Consider the following 17,116-nt stretch of genomic DNA (forward strand, 5'->3'; position numbering starts at 1 on the left):
CACGCGTTTTGATCAAGGAGCGCCGGTGTCTATTACGCTTTCAGACCGCTATCGCGGTAGTTTGCTCGGCTTGGCCTGCGGTGACGCCGTGGGCACCACCGTCGAGTTCATGCCGCGCGGCTCGTTTACGCCGGTCACCGACATGCTCGGCGGCGGCCCATTCAAGCTCAAACCCGGCCAATGGACGGACGATACGTCGATGGCGTTGTGCCTCGCCGAAAGCCTGTTGCGCAAGGGCGGCTTTGACGCCAAAGACCAGATGGGTCGCTACTTGAATTGGTGGAAGCGGGGTTACCTGAGCGCTACCGGCGAATGTTTTGATATCGGCATGACCGTGCGTGAGGCATTGGCCACATTCGAGCAAAGCGGCGACCCCTTCGCCGGTTCTACACATCCGTATTCCGCCGGCAACGGTTCGATGATGCGCCTTGCGCCTGTGGTGTTGTACTTCTTCCCCAACGCGCAAAACGTGCGCACATTTACCATCAAAAGCTCATGCACCACGCATGCGGCTCAGGAGGCAATCGAGTGCTGTGTGGTGCTGGCGTGCGCCATCAGCAACGCCCTGAGCGGAGCCTCTAAAGATGACGTTTTGAGCCTGTCTGCCGGTGGCTTGACCGCGCCTGAAGTGATTGCCATCGCAGGCGGCGAGTATCGCCATAAATCACGCGATGAGATCACCGGTTCCGGGTATTCGGTGGCGTCTTTGGAGGCCGCGTTCTGGTGCTTCCAGCACACCGACAGCTTTGCCGATGCCGTGCTCGCCGCTGCGAATTTGGGTGACGATGCGGACACCACCGCAGCCATTGTGGGCCAGTTGGCCGGGGCGTACTACGCGGTGCAAGGCATTCCGGCGGGCTGGCTGGCGAAGCTGTGGATGCGCGATGAGATTCAACAGATGGCTGATGCGCTGTTAAACGCATCCCAAACCCGCGCTTAAACAGCTCGGTCGATGGGTTTAATCAGAACCGGTCCAGTCGATAAGGCGACGACGACGGCGTTGAAGTCGCCAACCGCGCAACCATTTCCGCCGTCACCGCCGCCTGCGTCAAGCCTAAATGCTGGTGCCCGAACGCAAGTAACACCTTGCCGTCGCACACCTGATCAATAATCGGCAGCGAGTCGGGTAACGACGGCCGAAACCCCATCCACGTTGTTGCGCCTTCCGCGCTCAGGTCCTCACGAAACAAGCCCTGGCTCAGCCGGTGCAACTGCCAGGCACGTTGCATATTCGCCGGCCGCTTGAGCCCTGCGAACTCAACCGTGCCGGCCAGGCGCAGGCCTGCGCTCATGGGCGTCATGATGAATTTGCGTTCGAACGACGTCACCGCAAACGGCAGGCGATTGTGCTCGTGCGGCAGCATCAGGTGGTAACCGCGCTCGGTATCCAGCGGGACTTTTTTGCCGGTCAGTGCCGCGGTGAGCTTGGCCGAGTGGGCGCCGCATGCGATCAGCACCTGGCGTGCGGTAAACGAGCCTTGGTCGGTGATCAGCGACACACCGTGCGCCCGCAGCCGCCCATCCAGCACGCGTTGCTTGAGCAACTGCACGCCTTCGGCCTTGGCTGCGCTGACCAACTCGCAGACCACTTGGTAGGGGTCCAGAAAATGCCCGGTGCTCGGGAAGAACAGACCGCCTTGAAGCGCATCGCTCAATTGCGGCGCCAGCGTGCGAATCGCATCGGCTGACCACAACGCCACCGCGACGTTTTGTTGTTGCATACGCTGGCGCAGCGCATCGATCGCTCCACGTGACTCGGCACGCTCGAACACCAGCAGCGAGCCGTCTTCGCGCAGCAGGTGCGCACGATCAATTGAGCGCAGCAAGCGTTGCCAGGCGCCCAGGCTGCTTTCATTGAGCGCGCGCAGGCCCGCCACCGTGCGCTGGTAGTTCGCCGGGCGCAGGTTCAACAGCAGGCGCGCAAACCAGGGCAGGGCGCGGGGCAGGTATTGCCAGTCCAGGCGCAGCGGGCCCATGGGGTCCATCAGCATGGCCGGCAGCCGCGTGAGGATTGAGACATCGGCAATCGGAAAAACCTGCTCGGTCGCCAGGTGCCCGGCATTCCCGTACGAGGCGCCCATGCCGGGTGCCTGCGGGTCGATGAGCACCACGCGCTTGCCCTGACGCGCGAATTGCAAGGCACAGGCGACACCCATGATACCGGCGCCGACGACGGCTATATCGGCGCTGCGAGTGTCGGGCATGGCCTAGGCCTCAAGTTCGGCCGACCAGTGGGCGTACCACTGGCGAAACAGCGTGTACTGTTGCTCGGCGTAACCGCGCTGGGCATCGCTGAGCGCATCGGTTGGGTTGAAATGCAGGGCATAACCCTGGTCACCGTTGAGTACCATCAGGTGCTTGTAAAACAGCACCAGGTCGCAGCCTTCGTCAAAAGACGAGAGCACGCCCAGCGCAGCTTCCAGCTCGCGGGCCAGGCGGCGGGCCTTGGCGTCACCATTGGCAGCTTGTTTGCTCAGGGCCACCAGGTGCAGCACTTCGCGTGGCAGCGCGTTGCCGATGCCAGTGATCGCGCCGGTCGCGTTGCAGTTAACGAAGCCGTGCACCACTTGGGTGTCGACGCCGACCATCAGGCTCACGTTTTCGTCCTGCGCGGTGATGTTCTCTGCCGCGTAACGCAGGTCGGCAGCGCCGCCGAACTCCTTGAAGCCGACCAGGTTCGGGTGTTCGCGGCGCAGTTCAAAGAACAGCTCGGCGCGGGTCGCAAAGCCGTAGTAAGGGCTGTTGTAGATCACCGCCGGCAAGTTCGGCGCGGCCTTGAGGATGGCTGAGAAGTGCGCCTTTTGCGCGGTGGCCGAGGCGCCCCGGGACAGCACGCGCGGAATCACCATCAAGCCGTGCGCGCCGACTTTTTCGGCATGTGCAGCATGCGCCACCGCCTCACGGCTGTTGACTGCGCCGGTGCCGACGATGGTCGGCACGCCAGCGGCCACCAGGCGCGCCACGCCTTCCTGGCGCTCGGCCTCGGTGAGCAGCGGCCAGTCACCCATGGAGCCGCAATACACCACGGCGCGCATGCCGATTTCGGTCAACTCGTGGCCCTTGGCAACCAAAGCGTCGAAGTCCGGTCGACGCTCAGGCGTGCACGGGGTCATCAACGCGGGGATGCAACCGGTAAAGATGGCGTTTTGCATGGCGCTAGCTCCTTGCAACGTTCGGTGAAAGTAAAGTGCGGGCTCAGATGCCCCAGGCGAAAGGGTCCTGCTCGTCGATCAGCAAGGTGCTGTCGGCGGTCATGTAGGCGCGGCCGGTAATGAACGGGCTTACACGGTCGCCATCCCATTCATAGTGGGCCTGGAACAGGCTGCCGGTAATGCTCGCTTGCACCCACGAGGCGCCAGGGTTGAGTGTTCCGTCTGCGGCCAAACACGCGAGTTTGGCGCTGGTGCCGGTGCCGCAGGGCGAGCGGTCGTAGGCCTTGCCGGGGCACATCACAAAGTTGCGGCTGTCGGCCTGGGCGTCGTCGGCGAACAGCTCAATATGGTCGATCAGTTCGCCGTCGGCCGCGTAAATGCCTTGGGCTTCGAGGGCCTTGAGCATCGCCCAGGTGTAGTCGGTGAGGGCGTCAACATTGTCCATGTGCAGCGTTTGGCCGTGCTCCGACACCAGAAAAAACCAGTTGCCGCCCCAGGCGATGTCGCCGTGCACCACGCCATAACCTGGCACGTCCACCGGTACCTGCTGGCGATAGCGATAGGCGGGCACATTGCGCAAGGTCACGGCGCCGTCTTCGTGCAGCGTCGCGGTCACGGCGCCCACCGGCGTGTCGATGCGATGAACGCCGGGTTCGATGCGACCCAAGTGGTGCAGCGAGGCAACCAGGCCGATGGTGCCGTGGCCACACATGCCGAGGTAACCGGCATTGTTGAAGAAGATCACCCCGCACGTCGCGCCTGGCGTTACCGGCTCGCAGTACAGCGCGCCGACCAGTACGTCATTGCCGCGAGGTTCCAGCAGGCAGGCGCGGCGCCATGCGTCATGTGCGTCGCGCAGGTTGTCGCGTTTGTCGGCAATGCTCGCGCCGGTAAGCTCGGGGAAGCCCGTCAGCACCAAGCGCGTGGGTTCACCGCCGGTGTGCGAATCAATGACGTGCAGGCGTTTCATAACAGGCTCCGTGCAGCGGGCGGGGAAGGGCTCAGGCACTTTTTTTGTCGCCTTTTTGTGAGTTATTCACGAGGCAGGCAGTGCGCACAGCGTGAACCGATCGGTGCGCCAACGATTGATGGTTTGCGTTCGCTTGAGTGACGAAATCGGCATAGTTTGCCGCGCTCGACAGCACTGCGGGCTTGCGGCACTCTGCTCGCAGTCAACCTGAAAAATGTGGGGTGCAAGGCATGTTGCACAGCGTGTTTACGACCCTCTGCCAAGGCAGTGAGGCGAGTCGCCCGCACAGCATCGAGCAGTTACTGGCCGGGGTCGCGCAGTTGTTGCCGATGCTCGATGTGATCCCCAATGCGACGATTTTCATCAAAGACATCAACGCCCGTTACGTGCTGGCCAACCGCACGCTGGTGCAACGCTGCGGCCTTAAACATCTGCAACCGTTGCTCGGCAAGACCAGCGCCGAGGTGTTCCCCGCGCAACTTGGCCCGGGTTACACCGAGCAGGACCGGCGTGTGCTGCAACACGGCGAGGTGCTGGACGATCAGCTTGAACTGCACCTCTACGGCAGCCGCGAGCCCGGCTGGTGCCTCACGCATAAATCGCCGCTGTACAACCATGCAGGCCACATCATCGGCCTGGCAGGAATTTCGGTCGACCTGCAATCGGCCAGCCAAACCCATCCGGCGTACCAGCGCCTGGCGGCTGTCGATGATTACATCCGCGCGCATTTCAACCGGCGCATCAGCCTCGCTGAGCTGACGCAGGTCGCCGGCATTTCCGTGGCGCAGTTGGAGCGCTACTGCAAGCGCATCTTTCACCTGACGCCCCGGCAAATGATCCAGAAAGTGCGCCTGGAACACGCGCATCGGTTGCTGCGCAGCGCGTTGCCGATCACCCAGGTGGCGCTGCAATGTGGCTACACCGACCACAGCGCGTTTACCCGCCAATTCAAGGCGTTGACCGGGTTTACGCCCATGCAGTATCGGCAGTTGCCCTGGTTAAGCGCATTGCGATGCAACGAATAGCCCCGCTTGCGGCTCCTATGCTTACGAGTAACCTTTTCACGACCACAGGTAGTAGGCTTATGACGGCGGCGGACAACGATCATGTGAACTGGCTGGTGCAACAATCGATGCTCAACGCGGCGCGCCAACGCGCCAAGCTCTATTCGGGGCAGGGGCGGTTGTGGCAACAGCCCTATGCGCACACTCGGCCGCGCGATGCTTCAGCCTTGTCCTCGGTGTGGTTTACCGCTTACCCGGCCTCGATTGTCACGCGTGAGAACGGCACGGTGCTGGAGGCGTTGGGCGATGAGAGCCTGTGGCATGCGCTGTCGAAAATCGGCATCCAGGGCATTCACAACGGCCCGCTGAAAAAGTCCGGGGGCCTCTCCGGTACTCGGCATACGCCAACCATCGACGGCAATTTTGACCGCATCAGTTTCGACATCGACCCGCAACTGGGCACCGAGGCGCAGTTGCAAGCGTTGACGCGCATGGCCGCCGCGCACAACGCGGTGATCATCGACGACGTAATCCCGTCCCACACCGGCAAGGGCGCAGATTTTCGCTTGGCCGAGATGGCGTATGAGGACTATCCCGGCCTTTACCACATGGTCGAAATACGCGAGGAAGACTGGCCGTTGCTGCCCGATGTGGCCGAGGGGCGTGATGCGCAGAACCTCAGCCCCTTGCAGGTCGATGCGCTGCGCGACAAGCACTACATTGTCGGCCAGTTGCAACGGGTGATCTTTTTCGAGCCCGGCGTCAAGGAAACCGACTGGAGCGCCACCGCGGTGGTGGTGGGCGTCGATGGCAAACCACGCCGCTGGGTGTACCTGCATTACTTCAAGGAAGGCCAGCCGTCGCTCAACTGGCTGGACCCTTCGTTCGCCGCGCAGCAGATGATCATTGGCGACGCCTTGCATGCGATTGACGTGATGGGCGCGAAGATCCTGCGCCTTGACGCCAACGGCTTCCTTGGCGTGGAGCGCAAGCTGGACGGCACCGCTTGGTCAGAAAGCCACCCGCTGTCGATCACCGGCAACCAGTTGCTCGGCGGTGCGATTCGCAAGGCCGGCGGTTTCAGCTTTCAGGAGTTGAACCTCACGGTTGACGACATTGCCGCGATGTCCCACGGCGGCGCCGACCTGTCCTATGACTTCATCACCCGGCCAGCGTATCAACATGCGTTGCTGATGGGCGACACGGAGTTTCTGCGCCTGATGCTGCGCGAAATGCACAGCCAGGGCATCGACCCCGGCTCGTTGATTCACGCGTTGCAGAACCATGATGAGATGACGCTGGAGCTGGTGCATTTCTGGACATTGCACGCGCATGACAGTTACCTGTTCCAGGGCCAGACCTTCCCCGGCAGCATCCTGCGCGAGCATATCCGCGAACAGATGTACGAACGCCTGGCCGGCGAGCATGCGCCGTATAACCTGAAATTCGTCACTAACGGCGTGTCCTGCACCACGGCCAGCATCATCACCGCAGCGCTGGGTATTCGTGACCTGGACGCGATTACACCGGCGGACATAGAGCAAATCCGCCAGATCCATTTGTTGTTGGCGATGTACAACGCCATGCAACCCGGCGTGTTTGCCTTGTCGGGTTGGGACCTGGTCGGCGCGTTGCCGCTGGCCGCCGATGACGTCGCGCATTTGATGGCGGATGGCGACACCCGCTGGGTTCATCGCGGCGCCTATGACCTGGTCGACCTGAACCCGCACGCAGAGTGTTCGGCGGGGCAGATGCCGCGCGCCAAATCTTTGTACGGCAGCCTCAACAGCCAGTTGCAAGACCCGCAGTCATTTGCCTCGCAACTGCAAAAAATTCTCGCAGTGCGCCGCGCATACGACATCGCCGCCAGCCGCCAGATTCTGGTGCCGGAGGTCGAGAACCCAGGCTTGTTGATCATGGTTCACGAACTGCCGGCCGGTAAAGGCACGCAAATCACTGCGCTGAACTTTGGCGCTACAGCGATCACCGAAACCCTGCACTTGCCCGACATCGCGCCAGGGCCGGTGGTGGACATCATCAACGAGCGCGTCGAGGGCGATCTGACTGCCGACGGCGAGTTCACCATCACGCTGGACGCGTATGAAGGCCTGGCGTTGCGAGTGGTCAGCCATTCACCGATGCTCTAGGCAACGCTTACGCCAATAAAAAAGCGGCGACTCAGTAATGAGTCGCCGCTTTTTATATTGGGCGTGCGGTGGTGAGTGTGAGTGTCTGCCGCCAGGAAAAAACCGCCTGCTGAACTATGCTTGCCCTTTGCAATCGTATTGCGATCAACGAATTTGTCGACGGGGCAATATGGACAAGCGGCTTGCAGGTCTCTCATTTTTGTTGACGCTCGTCTGGATCAGCGCCGTCATATTCGTCATGTGGTTCTTTTCAAAGGCATAGGCTCGACAACTCGACACGCCCGCTCGCCGCAACAGCCCTGTTGAGCGATGCAGTGTCGATCAGAGGCGCATGCCTTCAAACGGGTTCCAGCCCTGTTGCCCCTTCACCTCTTTAAGGTAGTAGGCATAGTTCGTCAGCACTGCGTACATGAACGAAAAGCCCAGACCGATACCGTTATCCAGCGCTCTCGGAAGCTCCATGTCGAAGATCGCGAAGACGACGCTCACGGCGATATACACCAGGAACATGATGCCGAGCAGCGCCAGGTTCTTCTTCCACAGGCCCAGTACGAACAGGTAGATAGGGCCAAAGAAAAAAGCGATCACGTTCGCGTTGATCAAGACCTTTTTACCAAAGGTCGGCAACGCTTTAAGCGCCGCTTTGTGTCGCGGGTCGTTCGGCGGGCCGTAGGTCTCAAAAAAATTGAAACGCTCTTGCCATTTCGGCTTGTGTGTCCCTGCCGCTTGCACCTGTTCTGTCGTGCTCATCATTGCTTCCTTGTGTTCCATCGATGGGTGTTTCTTCCGGTACTGTCCATTCATCTTTTTACACTACGGCGTTTTCCAGCTCAGTCGCCGCTGGCATGGCTTATAAACGATTCGTTTACCGGTGTCGATGGATCTTGTTTGCCTGGCCCTGTGGGGCAGTGCGCAGTGCTTGAAGGGCAAAGAAGCGTCCTGCAGGCCTAAAAAATGATGGGCAGTCCGTGAGCGGTCTGTATTTCTTCGATCACCACCGTACTGTCCACCTGTTTGACGCCCGGCAAGCGTAGCAATACTTCGCCAAGCAGCGCGCGGTACTGCGCCATGTCGCGCAGCCGAGCCTTGATCAAGTAGTCGTAGCGCCCCGACACCCAGTAACAATCGAGTACCGCTGGAATCTTCGCCAGTTCGCGCTTGAACTGCTTGCTACGGTCGCCTGCGTTGTCGGCCAGGGTGATTTCGATAAACACCAACATGCTCAGGTCCAGCACCACGGGGTCAATCACCGCGTGGTAGCCGGTGATTACCTTGTTCTTTTCAAGGCGCCGCACACGGTCGATGCACGGGGCCGAGGTCAGGCCAACCGCCTCCGCGATGTCTTTCATTTGCAGCCGGGCGTTTTCTTGCAGATGCTGCAGTATGTTCAGGTCGATGCGATCCAGCACCCGCTCGGTTTTACGTTCTGTTCTCATCTATTCACGTCCCCAATGACCCCGCCGCCTTGGCCCGGATGCGTACGGCGTTGCCGGGCATGTAGGCCAGCGGCATCGTATCAAGGTCCACCACGGTGACTGAGTCCGCGATCGCACCGGCGCAAATGGCGCGTGCGATGGCTTGATTCACCGCCTCATCGATCCCGGCGTTCAACGACTTGTGCTCCAGCGACACGATCAACTCGACTTCCCCGCTGGCCTGGGCAATGGCGACCCCAATGGCATTGGCGACGCCAAAATTTTCTGGCCGGATGATTTGCGAGGCGCCCTCCAAGTGCGTCGGCAAAATAATTGCGCCGCCTCCCACCAGTACCACTGGCAGCGGCGCGCTGCTGGTTTTCATGCGATCGATGACTGCTTCGACCATGGCCACGTAATGTTCATACACCTGCTCTACCAATACCGCCGATAAATCACTGACCCGTCGGCGATCGCCAATATTGGCCAGCCCCTTGGCGACGGCGATATCAGTAATGGTCAACGTTTGCCCACCAAACACCAGGGCTTCACGCGTCAAGCGGTAGCCAACACTGTCTGGCCCTATCTGGAAGCCGCCTTCGCCCACCCGATGCACCACGGTGCCGCCACCCAAGCCGATGGACGCGATGTCCGGCATCCTGAAGTTGGTTCGCACGCCGCCAATTTGCGCTGCAATCAAAGACTCCCGGGGGAAACCGTCGGTGAGCATTCCGACGTCGGTGGTGGTTCCGCCAACATCGATAATCAACGCGTGCTCCAGCCCTGCCAAGTAGGAAGCGCCGCGAATGCTGTTGGTCGGCCCGGAGGCGATGGTCAAGATCGGGTAGGCCAGCGCATGCTCCAAGGTCATCAGCGTGCCGTCGTTCTGACCGAAGTACACCTTGGCGTTGACCTGATGGCGCTTCAAGGCCTCGACGAAAGCGGCTGCGGTGGTTCGCGCCGTGCGAAACAGGGCGGCATTGAGGATCGAAGCATTTTCGCGCTCAAGCAAGCCGATCGAGCCAATGGCATGCGACAGCGACACCGGAATATCCCCCAGTTCTTCTTTGACCCAGTGCGCGACCTGCAACTCTTGATGCGCCGACACCGGCGAGAACACGCCGCACACCGAAATCGCATCTACCTGGCCGCGCACGTCACGCAGGTGCCGGCGGATCTGCTGCTCGTTGAGCGCGCACAGGCAACTGCCGTCGTACTCGACCCCGCCTTCGAGCATAAACAAATGCTGCCCGAGCAGCGCCCGCAAGTCATCGGGTACGCCCTCCATGGGCGGAATCGCCAACGTTGCGGGCGCACCCAGACGCAAATGCGCCACTGTGTTCAGCGCCTTGCGTTCGACAATCGCATTGGTGCATTGGGTTGTGCCAAGCATCGCCTGGGTAATCGCCTCTCGCGGCACACCGGATGCACCGAGTAACGTGGCGATGGCGGCTTCAATACCCGACATGACGTCCGCAGTCGTCGGCTCCTTGGTCTGCGCGATCACCTGGCCGGTCTCGTCGAGCAACACCGCATCGGTGTTGGTTCCGCCTACATCGATACCCATCCGATAGCTCATGACAGCGCTCCCTTGCCCGCCACCAGGGTGGCCAGCGGTACGTAATCCAGGCCGTATTTGAAGTAACGCGGGCCCGCGACGTCGATGCCCTTGGCGGTCATCCATTTTGGATTGGCCGCAATACCGATCGCCACCACGCGCGCGCCGTAGCGCAGCCGCTCGGCCAATAACGGCAGGCCGGTTTCTTCATCGAGTACGCAAATCAGGTCTGGGGTGATGCACAAGGCGCGGTCGTTGTTGCGCGCCAGCAGGTATTCATTTTGGAATGCGATGTCGAAACGCTCGCCCTTGTCGGCCCCAATCCCGTCGAAGTAAGCGACGCCGCGCGAGAAACCTTCCTCGGTACGCCGGTCCACCTCGGTCACCTTGCCGCGAAACAACACGTGCCCTTGCAGCATGTCGAGCAATGCGCCCAGTGCCGGTGTGCCGCTTGACCGGGCGTGCTCAAGGGTTTCGCCGATACGCTGCTCGAAACTCAGAATGCCGTGTATGCCGGAGCGGCGCGCAATGGCAGCGGTGATCGGGTAACCGGCAAAAATAGCCGCGCCGCCCATGCGCGCGCACACCGCGCGGGCGAAACGCTCGGTGCGCAGGCCATCGTCAGCCTCCACCAGCACGCTGTTGAGCTTTTCGTCGACCACGACAAAAGGCGAGGCGTTGACGCCATCCAGGTGAAAGGTGGTCATCTGGAACTCGGGGAAGGCACGGCCCATGCCATCCATGTCAACCACCGGCAAGCCCAGACGGGCCGCCGTTGCCAGTGGCAGCAACGAATTGAGCCCACCCGCTTCGATCGGGAAGATCGCGGTTACCTTACGCCCATGAGTCTGCTCAATGATCTCACAGGCCTTACGCGCTTCCTGTCCGTTGGGGATTTTCTCGATCATCACCGTCGGCGCACCGATCATGCCGGTCGACAGGATTAAATCGTCGTCGTGCAACTCGTCCACACTGATCAAGCGGATCGGTCCGCATTCTTTGATCGCCCGTTGCGCCATCAGCTTGCCGATATACGGGTCGCCGCCACCACCGGCGGCCAGGATCGAGGCGCCGACAGTGATCAGCTCAATCGCTTGTTCATCGAGTAATCGCATCAAGCACGCTCCATGGTCATAAATCGTTGCCGGGCCAAACCCATCAGCCAGTAAGCCGACGCCGCTGCCACCAGTGAATTCAATGACGCAATACCGTGGTTGAGCAAAAGCCCCACAGCGGCACCGAAGGCGCAGCAACATAACGCTGGCCAGCCAATATTCACCGTGGCCGCCGGTAGCAGGCCCAACGCGCGGCTCTCGTCGAGGGCCTGGCGGTGGGTTTTTAACACGAAGTAATCCACCAACATGACCCCGGCAATTGGCGGGAAGATAACGCCGAGCACAATCAGAAAATCGATAAAACGGTCGAGGATTCCAAGCACTGATAGCAGCGTGCCGATTGCACCGAGCACGAGTGTCAACATGACTCGGCTAATGCGCTTGTCGAACAGGCCTTCGAGGGTCGTTACCATCGCCAGCGATGAGGAATACAGGTTGAAGTCGTTGATTTTGACGGTCGCCAAAATCACCGTCAGCAAGCCAACCCAGCCCGATGTCTGGGTCAGGATGGTCACCACATCATCGGTTTGCAGGGCATGCGCGATGAGGATGGCGATGGTATTGACGATAAACTCGCCAACCACCAGCGACGCCAGCGTTACCCACACCGCGTCGCTCACGCTGCGGCAATAACGCGTCAAGTCCGGCGTCACCAAGGCCCCCGCGATGTAGCCACCGGCTACCGCGCTGGCGCCAGCGCCCAAGGTCAGCGCGGTGCCCAAGGGCGTGGCCGGGAACAACTCTGCGGCCGTGGGGTGGGCCAAAATGCTGTAAAGCGACCACAGCACCACCACAAAAAACAGCGGCACCGCGATCTTCGCTGTCCAGCCCAGCGCACGAAAGCCGAACGCCACCAACCCCGACAACATCGCCCCGGCAATACACGAAGCGAGCCCAAACCCCAGCACGCCACCGGAGGCGTAGTTCAGGCTCTTGGCGAACATTGCGTTCTGCACCCCAAACCAGCCCAGCAGGCTGAGGGCAATCACCACGCCCACCAAAATCGAGCCCACCCGCCCAAAGCCGCACCAGCGCGCCAGCAAACTTGTCGATAAACCCTCGCGCGCCCCGGCAATCCCCAGCCCCACGCTGACAATTTCGAGTAACAGGCTGCCGATGAACGTAGCCAATAACGCCTGACCAAACGTCATCGAATGCCCCAGCGTAGCCCCGACCATAAACTGGCCCAGCGAGGTCATTGCCCCAATGCGGATAAGACTGATGGCAAACAGCGAACCGCGTGCCGACATCGGCACGCGAGAGGATGAATAGTCGTCGGAAGATTCCATCGTGCTCACTCGTTCTCGTTGTAGAAACAATCGATGCGCGATGCAAACGACGCAGCGCGTTGTTAAACGGGGCAGTTTGGAAAGGGGCGGGCAATGGCAGCTGGGTTTCTAGTTATGCCTCGATGCTAGCATGGGTGTTGCCCAAGCCAATTGGGATGTTGGGTGGGGAAACCAAAATGATAAGGGCGGCGCAATAGCTTCATTGCGACCACTTATTTTTGAACTGGTTATGCCGTCGGGTGCCAAAACATGTATCACCCAGAGGACGTAGCGATGACTGAAGAAAAGAACCAAGAGCCCGAACAGGAAACCCCGGCACATGCCACGGAGGAAGAGCAGGAGAGGTTGAAGGATTTCAACAAAGACGGGATTCCGCCGGGTGCTTGCTGATCAGGCCGCGAGTTGAATAACGACTGCTCACCGGTCCCACGCGCGCCTCGGTGAAGGCGCGTAATCGCGCGGGCGCTGCAGCGTGGTTGCCAATTGGCAGTTGCATGCAATCATGGCCGAAGTTTTGAGCAGGGTGTATTCCGTTCCATGCGTGCACCGGCCGCGGCGGCCGCCAACGCAATGGTCCGATGGGCGGAGCCGCGTAGTGTATGCCTTTGAATACAATGACACCGTTGTTAAGTAACCCCTCCAGCCTACCCGTTTCGACAATGGCAAACAGTGGGTTGGCCGTCGCTTGATCGGTAGAATATGCATAATTGATGGTGAACAGTCCGGCAGTGAAAGTTATCGCGATAAGTCGTGAAAATAAGTTCATGAAGCCTCCTTGCAAAATGTGCTTGAGTCTCTCAACGGCTACGTTTTTTGTTCCGTAGAGAGTGGGGCGCTTGTCCTGATTGTCGAGTGAGTCACTATAGAGCAGAGCAATCTGCACAGTAGGACTTTCACGCTGTTTTTTTTGCTAAAGTGCCTGGAGTGTCTTGGTTAAGTTATTTTACAAATAGTAAGCGTCTCCGCCGGAGAATTGACAAGAGCGTTGCCGTTCGCAAATCGAGAAACATAGTTTCTCTATAATCGCAAAAAGCTCACAGAGTGGTTTGTGGGGGGGGTTGAACTGCTCGACACAATGAACTGCATTTGGGCGTATTGTCAATATTCTCAAATAGTGCAAATGATAGGTCATCCACAAGATTGAGCTGTGTCTAAGTAAGAGTAAATAGGTAGAACGTTAACTCGGTATTAGCGCAGACTAAGCTCAACACCGTACCAGAAAAGTCAGGTGCTGCGCTCAGTTTCCGCCGCTGCCCTTGGAAAACAGGTTTCGCGGCAGCCGATCATAGCGATTGAGTTTTTGAGGCTATTCTTCGAATACGGCAGTTTCCGGGGTTAGGCTTCGTGACGCTTCCAGTCAGGCAGTGTCTGGGGCCTGGGTACGCTTCGTACAAAAATTGCAGCCTGCTCATCACGACGGGCCAGCTATCTGCAGATGAAAAAACGAGGCGTAGAAAAGTAGAAGCCATTCACGAATATGGATTTAAGGCTAAGCGTCCGCAAAAGCTGGGTACTCAGCAGTACCTGTCATTTCTCTCAGTAGACAAAAAAATCCCCATCACAATAATGAGCTCGCATCTCGCCACGGACGCCTTGCATTCGGACTCTAAGCGCACATCGTTGTGCGCTCAGTTAGCCCAACTGCGATAGGCATTGGCAAAACGGGGTCAGCCATCTCTCCGCTCGCGCAGGAATACGCGTAATGAAAAAACTACTAACTATCAGCAAGGCCGAACGCACAGGCATGGCATTGTACAGGGCAGCCTATGAGGCTGAGCAGTGCTACAACTGGGCAAGCGCCGCAGAATTTTACAGGGCAGCTGCGCTGATCTGCCGAGGCACTGGCGCGCAAGTTCCATACATCAACGACTTGCTAACCAAGGCCGCCGAGTGTAGCTACAAACGCTATGGCTGTGAGTAAGACTATTAAGGACGATTAAAATGCCAAAATTATTAAAAAAAAGTTTTACCCTCGCTTACGCGAGCATTAATAAGTCAGCCGAAACAATTGATAGTTCTAACAGCCACGCGACTGCTCAAAAAGGGGGCGAAGAAATCGAAATCTGCGAATCGGCAGTCATAAGTCTAAAAAAATCGCTCTATAGAATTAGGCTTTGTGAAGATGGCAATGTAGTAACTCTCCATTGAGAAGCCCCACGATTGATTGAGCACATTTAGCAGGGTATCCCGTGGCGCGCGGATGGTTACGGGGTATGTGACTGGCCTTAAGTCAATTAACCCCCAATGCTAGTCCGCCACCCTCAAAATAACGTGCACAGGCCGCGTGCATGTCAGCGAGGACGAATGCGGGCATCCTTCAGATATGCATACGGATCATGACCATTTAGCCGCGCAGGGATTTAACCTGCGCTGCCATTTTGTCGTCGCGTCGGCAACGGCGAATGGCTCAAGAATAGATCAAGCGATTTTTCCAGCGAGGGGGAATCACCCGGTGTGATGAAGGCTTCTCGGAACGCGGTCCCGATGATGGGGTTGTTCAGACCCTCTCGTTTCCATCGATCAAACGCCTGGGATGCTAGGACGCCCGACCACTTATAAGAGTAGATTCTGGCCCCATAATCACTGACCAACTGTTCGAAACCATTGACCGGACGAGCCTCGTCAGGCCACTGCAAGAGCCCAATCTTTTTGTTGACGCTAACAAACACCTCATGAGGTGTACGTCCGTCGCCGTACGTGCGGTGTAACTCAAAGTCGACGAGGCTGGTGAGTAATAGGGAGGCCGTTTCCCGGCTGGTTTGAGTGTGGATATATTGGACAATCTTGTTGGCGATATCTTCAGGCAAAGAGTCTCCGGTCTGGAAATGACTCGACAGCCCTATCAAGAATTGCGGCGCAAAGCAGAATCGCTCCAGCACCTGACTGACGAATTCCGCCCTGTCATGGCTCAGTTGACCAATTCCCGAGATCATCCGATACGGCGCAGCGGTTAACAGGTGCTGCAGGCAGTGTCCGAACTCATGCAGAAGGACACGTAGTTGCAAATGATCGAGTTGGCAGGGTTCGACTTCGGTGGGTGGCGGCAACCGACTACTGAGTACCGCCACGGGCCTTCGCAGCCGACCTTCGGCGGTGATCTGCCGGTTGCTTATGCCTAAAGTCGAGCCCAAACCGGCTCCGCTCTCACGTCGATAGGGGTCAATGAACAAGTACCCGATGGGTTCCGCGTACTCTCTAACTTCAAATGCACGCACGTTCGGGTGCCAGGTATCGATGGTGATTTGCTCGATCAAGTCGATGCCAAACAGTTGCTTTGTGAACGAGCAGAGCCGTTGCAGTACCGTTTCCAATGGGAAATATTCGCGCACTGTCTCATTGGAAATACCTACGGCGTCTTGACGAACCTTATTCGCGAGGTAGTCATAATCCCACGGTTCCAGACGAGTGATGCCATGTAGCACAGCATAATGTTGCAGCTGTTTCGTATCCTGGGCAAATGTGCTCCGCGCCAGCTCAATGTGTTGGTCTAGAAATGCGATGACTTGTTCTGGCGTGTCCGCCATTTGATCCACCAGCGCCAGTTGGGCGAAGTTGGGATAGCCCAAGAGTTGTGCTTTTTGGTGACGGTCATCAAGCAGTAGCGTCAAGACCAGCTCGTTGTCGATGGCCAAGGCATCAGGGCCTGTGTCAGAAGCACGAGTGTAGTAGGCCAGCATTATTTCCTGGCGCAAAGCCCGACTGTCGGCGTAGGTCAATACCTCGCGATAGGACTGTTCGGAAAGGGTGAGCAACCAGCCAGGTTTACCGGCGGATTGAGCGGCCAGGTACATTCGAGCCTGGGCCGCACGGGGTAATCCGTTTATCAAGGTACTGTCTTCGATGTGCTTGCTCCATGCCCTGTTCGCGTCCTCTATTCGATTCAGATATTCATGTTGTAACTCGCTGATTTCCATGTTCAGGTTATTTAGTTGCAACTGTTTTTCGGTAGGCAGATCAGCACCGGCCAACTGATACTGGCGCAGTATTTTGTGTAACGTATTTTTACGGTCGTTGCTGAAAAGGCCGGCAATCGGGCTATTTGCAAGCTGTCTATAAAGTTGATAGAGGGTGTTGTTTTGCGCCTGTTCAGTTTTATAGTGTTTGCTCAGGCTGTTGCAGTGGGCGACAGCCTCATGCCAGACCTTGTCTCTGGTGGTCGAGTCGATTAAGTGGAGGATGCTAAGTGTAATATCCAGGCGCGTGTCCAACTCATCCACGGCCAACACGAGATCATCCCATGTTGGAAAGTGCGTTTGACTGGTAATAATCGCTGTGATTGCAGCGCGGTTTTCAGCGATGATCGTTTGCACGGCAGGCACTAAGTGTTCAGTACGTATGGCTGAGAAGGGCGGCAGATCATAAGGTTGCAAAAGCGGATTGTTTTCGTACATCAAATCTTCCTTGAAGAGTGGCGGTTAGAAACGTGAGGTCTCCCTCAGACGACACTACTTGGACGGCAGAGAGGT

General features: G+C 58.4%; 15 protein-coding genes. 5 read left to right on the plus strand and 10 right to left on the minus strand.

What is annotated here, in order from left to right:
- Window positions 1-25 precede the first annotated feature (25 nt).
- Window positions 26-940 (plus strand): ADP-ribosylglycohydrolase family protein, encoded by a 915-nt coding sequence (locus ACOZK9_RS09390; protein ID WP_421555686.1) that lies wholly within the window; start codon window positions 26-28, stop codon window positions 938-940.
- 22 nt (window positions 941-962) lie between these two features.
- On the opposite strand, the gene ACOZK9_RS09395 is transcribed toward ACOZK9_RS09390, so the two are convergent.
- Genes ACOZK9_RS09395 through ACOZK9_RS09405 form a run of 3 tightly spaced genes read right to left on the minus strand, consistent with a single transcriptional unit; the run spans window position 963 to window position 4,122 of the window.
- Window positions 963-2,204 carry an NAD(P)/FAD-dependent oxidoreductase gene (locus ACOZK9_RS09395; protein ID WP_421555687.1) on the minus strand — a complete coding sequence of 414 codons (1,242 nt, stop codon included), beginning with the start codon at window positions 2,202-2,204 and terminating at the stop codon, window positions 963-965.
- A 3-nt stretch (window positions 2,205-2,207) separates the two neighbouring features.
- Window positions 2,208-3,152: a dihydrodipicolinate synthase family protein gene (locus ACOZK9_RS09400; protein WP_122251220.1), complete on the minus strand. Its 945-nt coding sequence runs from the start codon at window positions 3,150-3,152 to the stop codon at window positions 2,208-2,210.
- A gap of 43 nt (window positions 3,153-3,195) precedes the next feature.
- On the minus strand, window positions 3,196-4,122 hold the full coding sequence (locus ACOZK9_RS09405) for a 4-hydroxyproline epimerase (RefSeq protein WP_421555688.1): 927 nt from the start codon (window positions 4,120-4,122) through the stop codon (window positions 3,196-3,198).
- Window positions 4,123-4,352: 230 nt separating this feature from the next.
- Here ACOZK9_RS09405 and ACOZK9_RS09410 point away from each other — a divergent pair, with 230 nt between their 5' ends.
- Together ACOZK9_RS09410 and treS are read left to right on the plus strand one after the other, a co-directional pair.
- Complete coding sequence (locus ACOZK9_RS09410) at window positions 4,353-5,147, plus strand: AraC family transcriptional regulator (protein ID WP_058414467.1); 795 nt, start codon at window positions 4,353-4,355, stop codon at window positions 5,145-5,147.
- Between the two features lie 59 nt (window positions 5,148-5,206).
- The gene (gene treS, locus ACOZK9_RS09415) at window positions 5,207-7,273 is read left to right on the plus strand and encodes a maltose alpha-D-glucosyltransferase (protein ID WP_058414468.1); all 2,067 of its coding nucleotides are present in this window, start codon (window positions 5,207-5,209) and stop codon (window positions 7,271-7,273) included.
- A 321-nt stretch (window positions 7,274-7,594) separates the two neighbouring features.
- Here the strand turns inward: treS and ACOZK9_RS09420 are convergent, their stop codons facing one another.
- The 6 genes from ACOZK9_RS09420 to ACOZK9_RS09445 form a co-directional block, all read right to left on the minus strand.
- Entirely contained in the window at window positions 7,595-8,023 is a 429-nt protein-coding gene (locus ACOZK9_RS09420; protein ID WP_058414469.1) for a DUF2628 domain-containing protein, read from the minus strand.
- A 197-nt stretch (window positions 8,024-8,220) separates the two neighbouring features.
- Window positions 8,221-8,709 (minus strand): Lrp/AsnC ligand binding domain-containing protein, encoded by a 489-nt coding sequence (locus ACOZK9_RS09425; protein ID WP_058414470.1) that lies wholly within the window; start codon window positions 8,707-8,709, stop codon window positions 8,221-8,223.
- A 4-nt stretch (window positions 8,710-8,713) separates the two neighbouring features.
- A complete protein-coding gene (locus ACOZK9_RS09430) occupies window positions 8,714-10,267 on the minus strand; it encodes a hydantoinase/oxoprolinase N-terminal domain-containing protein (RefSeq protein ID WP_421555689.1) in 1,554 nt (517 codons plus the stop codon).
- The gene (locus ACOZK9_RS09435; protein WP_421555690.1) at window positions 10,264-11,361 is read right to left on the minus strand and encodes a DUF917 domain-containing protein; all 1,098 of its coding nucleotides are present in this window, start codon (window positions 11,359-11,361) and stop codon (window positions 10,264-10,266) included. Before ACOZK9_RS09435 ends, ACOZK9_RS09430 begins: the two co-directional genes overlap by 4 nt.
- On the minus strand, window positions 11,361-12,650 hold the full coding sequence (locus ACOZK9_RS09440) for a cytosine permease (protein ID WP_421555691.1): 1,290 nt from the start codon (window positions 12,648-12,650) through the stop codon (window positions 11,361-11,363). Before ACOZK9_RS09440 ends, ACOZK9_RS09435 begins: the two co-directional genes overlap by 1 nt.
- A 355-nt stretch (window positions 12,651-13,005) precedes the next feature.
- Window positions 13,006-13,416, minus strand: a complete 411-nt coding sequence (locus tag ACOZK9_RS09445) for a carboxylesterase family protein (RefSeq protein ID WP_421555692.1) — start codon at window positions 13,414-13,416, stop codon at window positions 13,006-13,008.
- 936 nt (window positions 13,417-14,352) lie between these two features.
- Here ACOZK9_RS09445 and ACOZK9_RS09450 point away from each other — a divergent pair.
- Both ACOZK9_RS09450 and ACOZK9_RS09455 read left to right on the plus strand, forming a co-directional pair.
- Window positions 14,353-14,571, plus strand: a complete 219-nt coding sequence (locus ACOZK9_RS09450) for a hypothetical protein (protein ID WP_058414474.1) — start codon at window positions 14,353-14,355, stop codon at window positions 14,569-14,571.
- A 20-nt stretch (window positions 14,572-14,591) separates the two neighbouring features.
- On the plus strand, window positions 14,592-14,798 hold the full coding sequence (locus ACOZK9_RS09455; RefSeq protein ID WP_421555693.1) for a hypothetical protein: 207 nt from the start codon (window positions 14,592-14,594) through the stop codon (window positions 14,796-14,798).
- Between the two features lie 212 nt (window positions 14,799-15,010).
- Here the strand turns inward: ACOZK9_RS09455 and ACOZK9_RS09460 are convergent, their stop codons facing one another.
- A complete protein-coding gene (locus ACOZK9_RS09460; protein ID WP_421555694.1) occupies window positions 15,011-17,041 on the minus strand; it encodes a M3 family metallopeptidase in 2,031 nt (676 codons plus the stop codon).
- Between the last annotated feature and the right edge of the window lie 75 nt (window positions 17,042-17,116).

Source organism: Pseudomonas kitaguniensis, assembly GCF_049199985.1.
GTDB lineage: Bacteria > Pseudomonadota > Gammaproteobacteria > Pseudomonadales > Pseudomonadaceae > Aquipseudomonas > Aquipseudomonas kitaguniensis.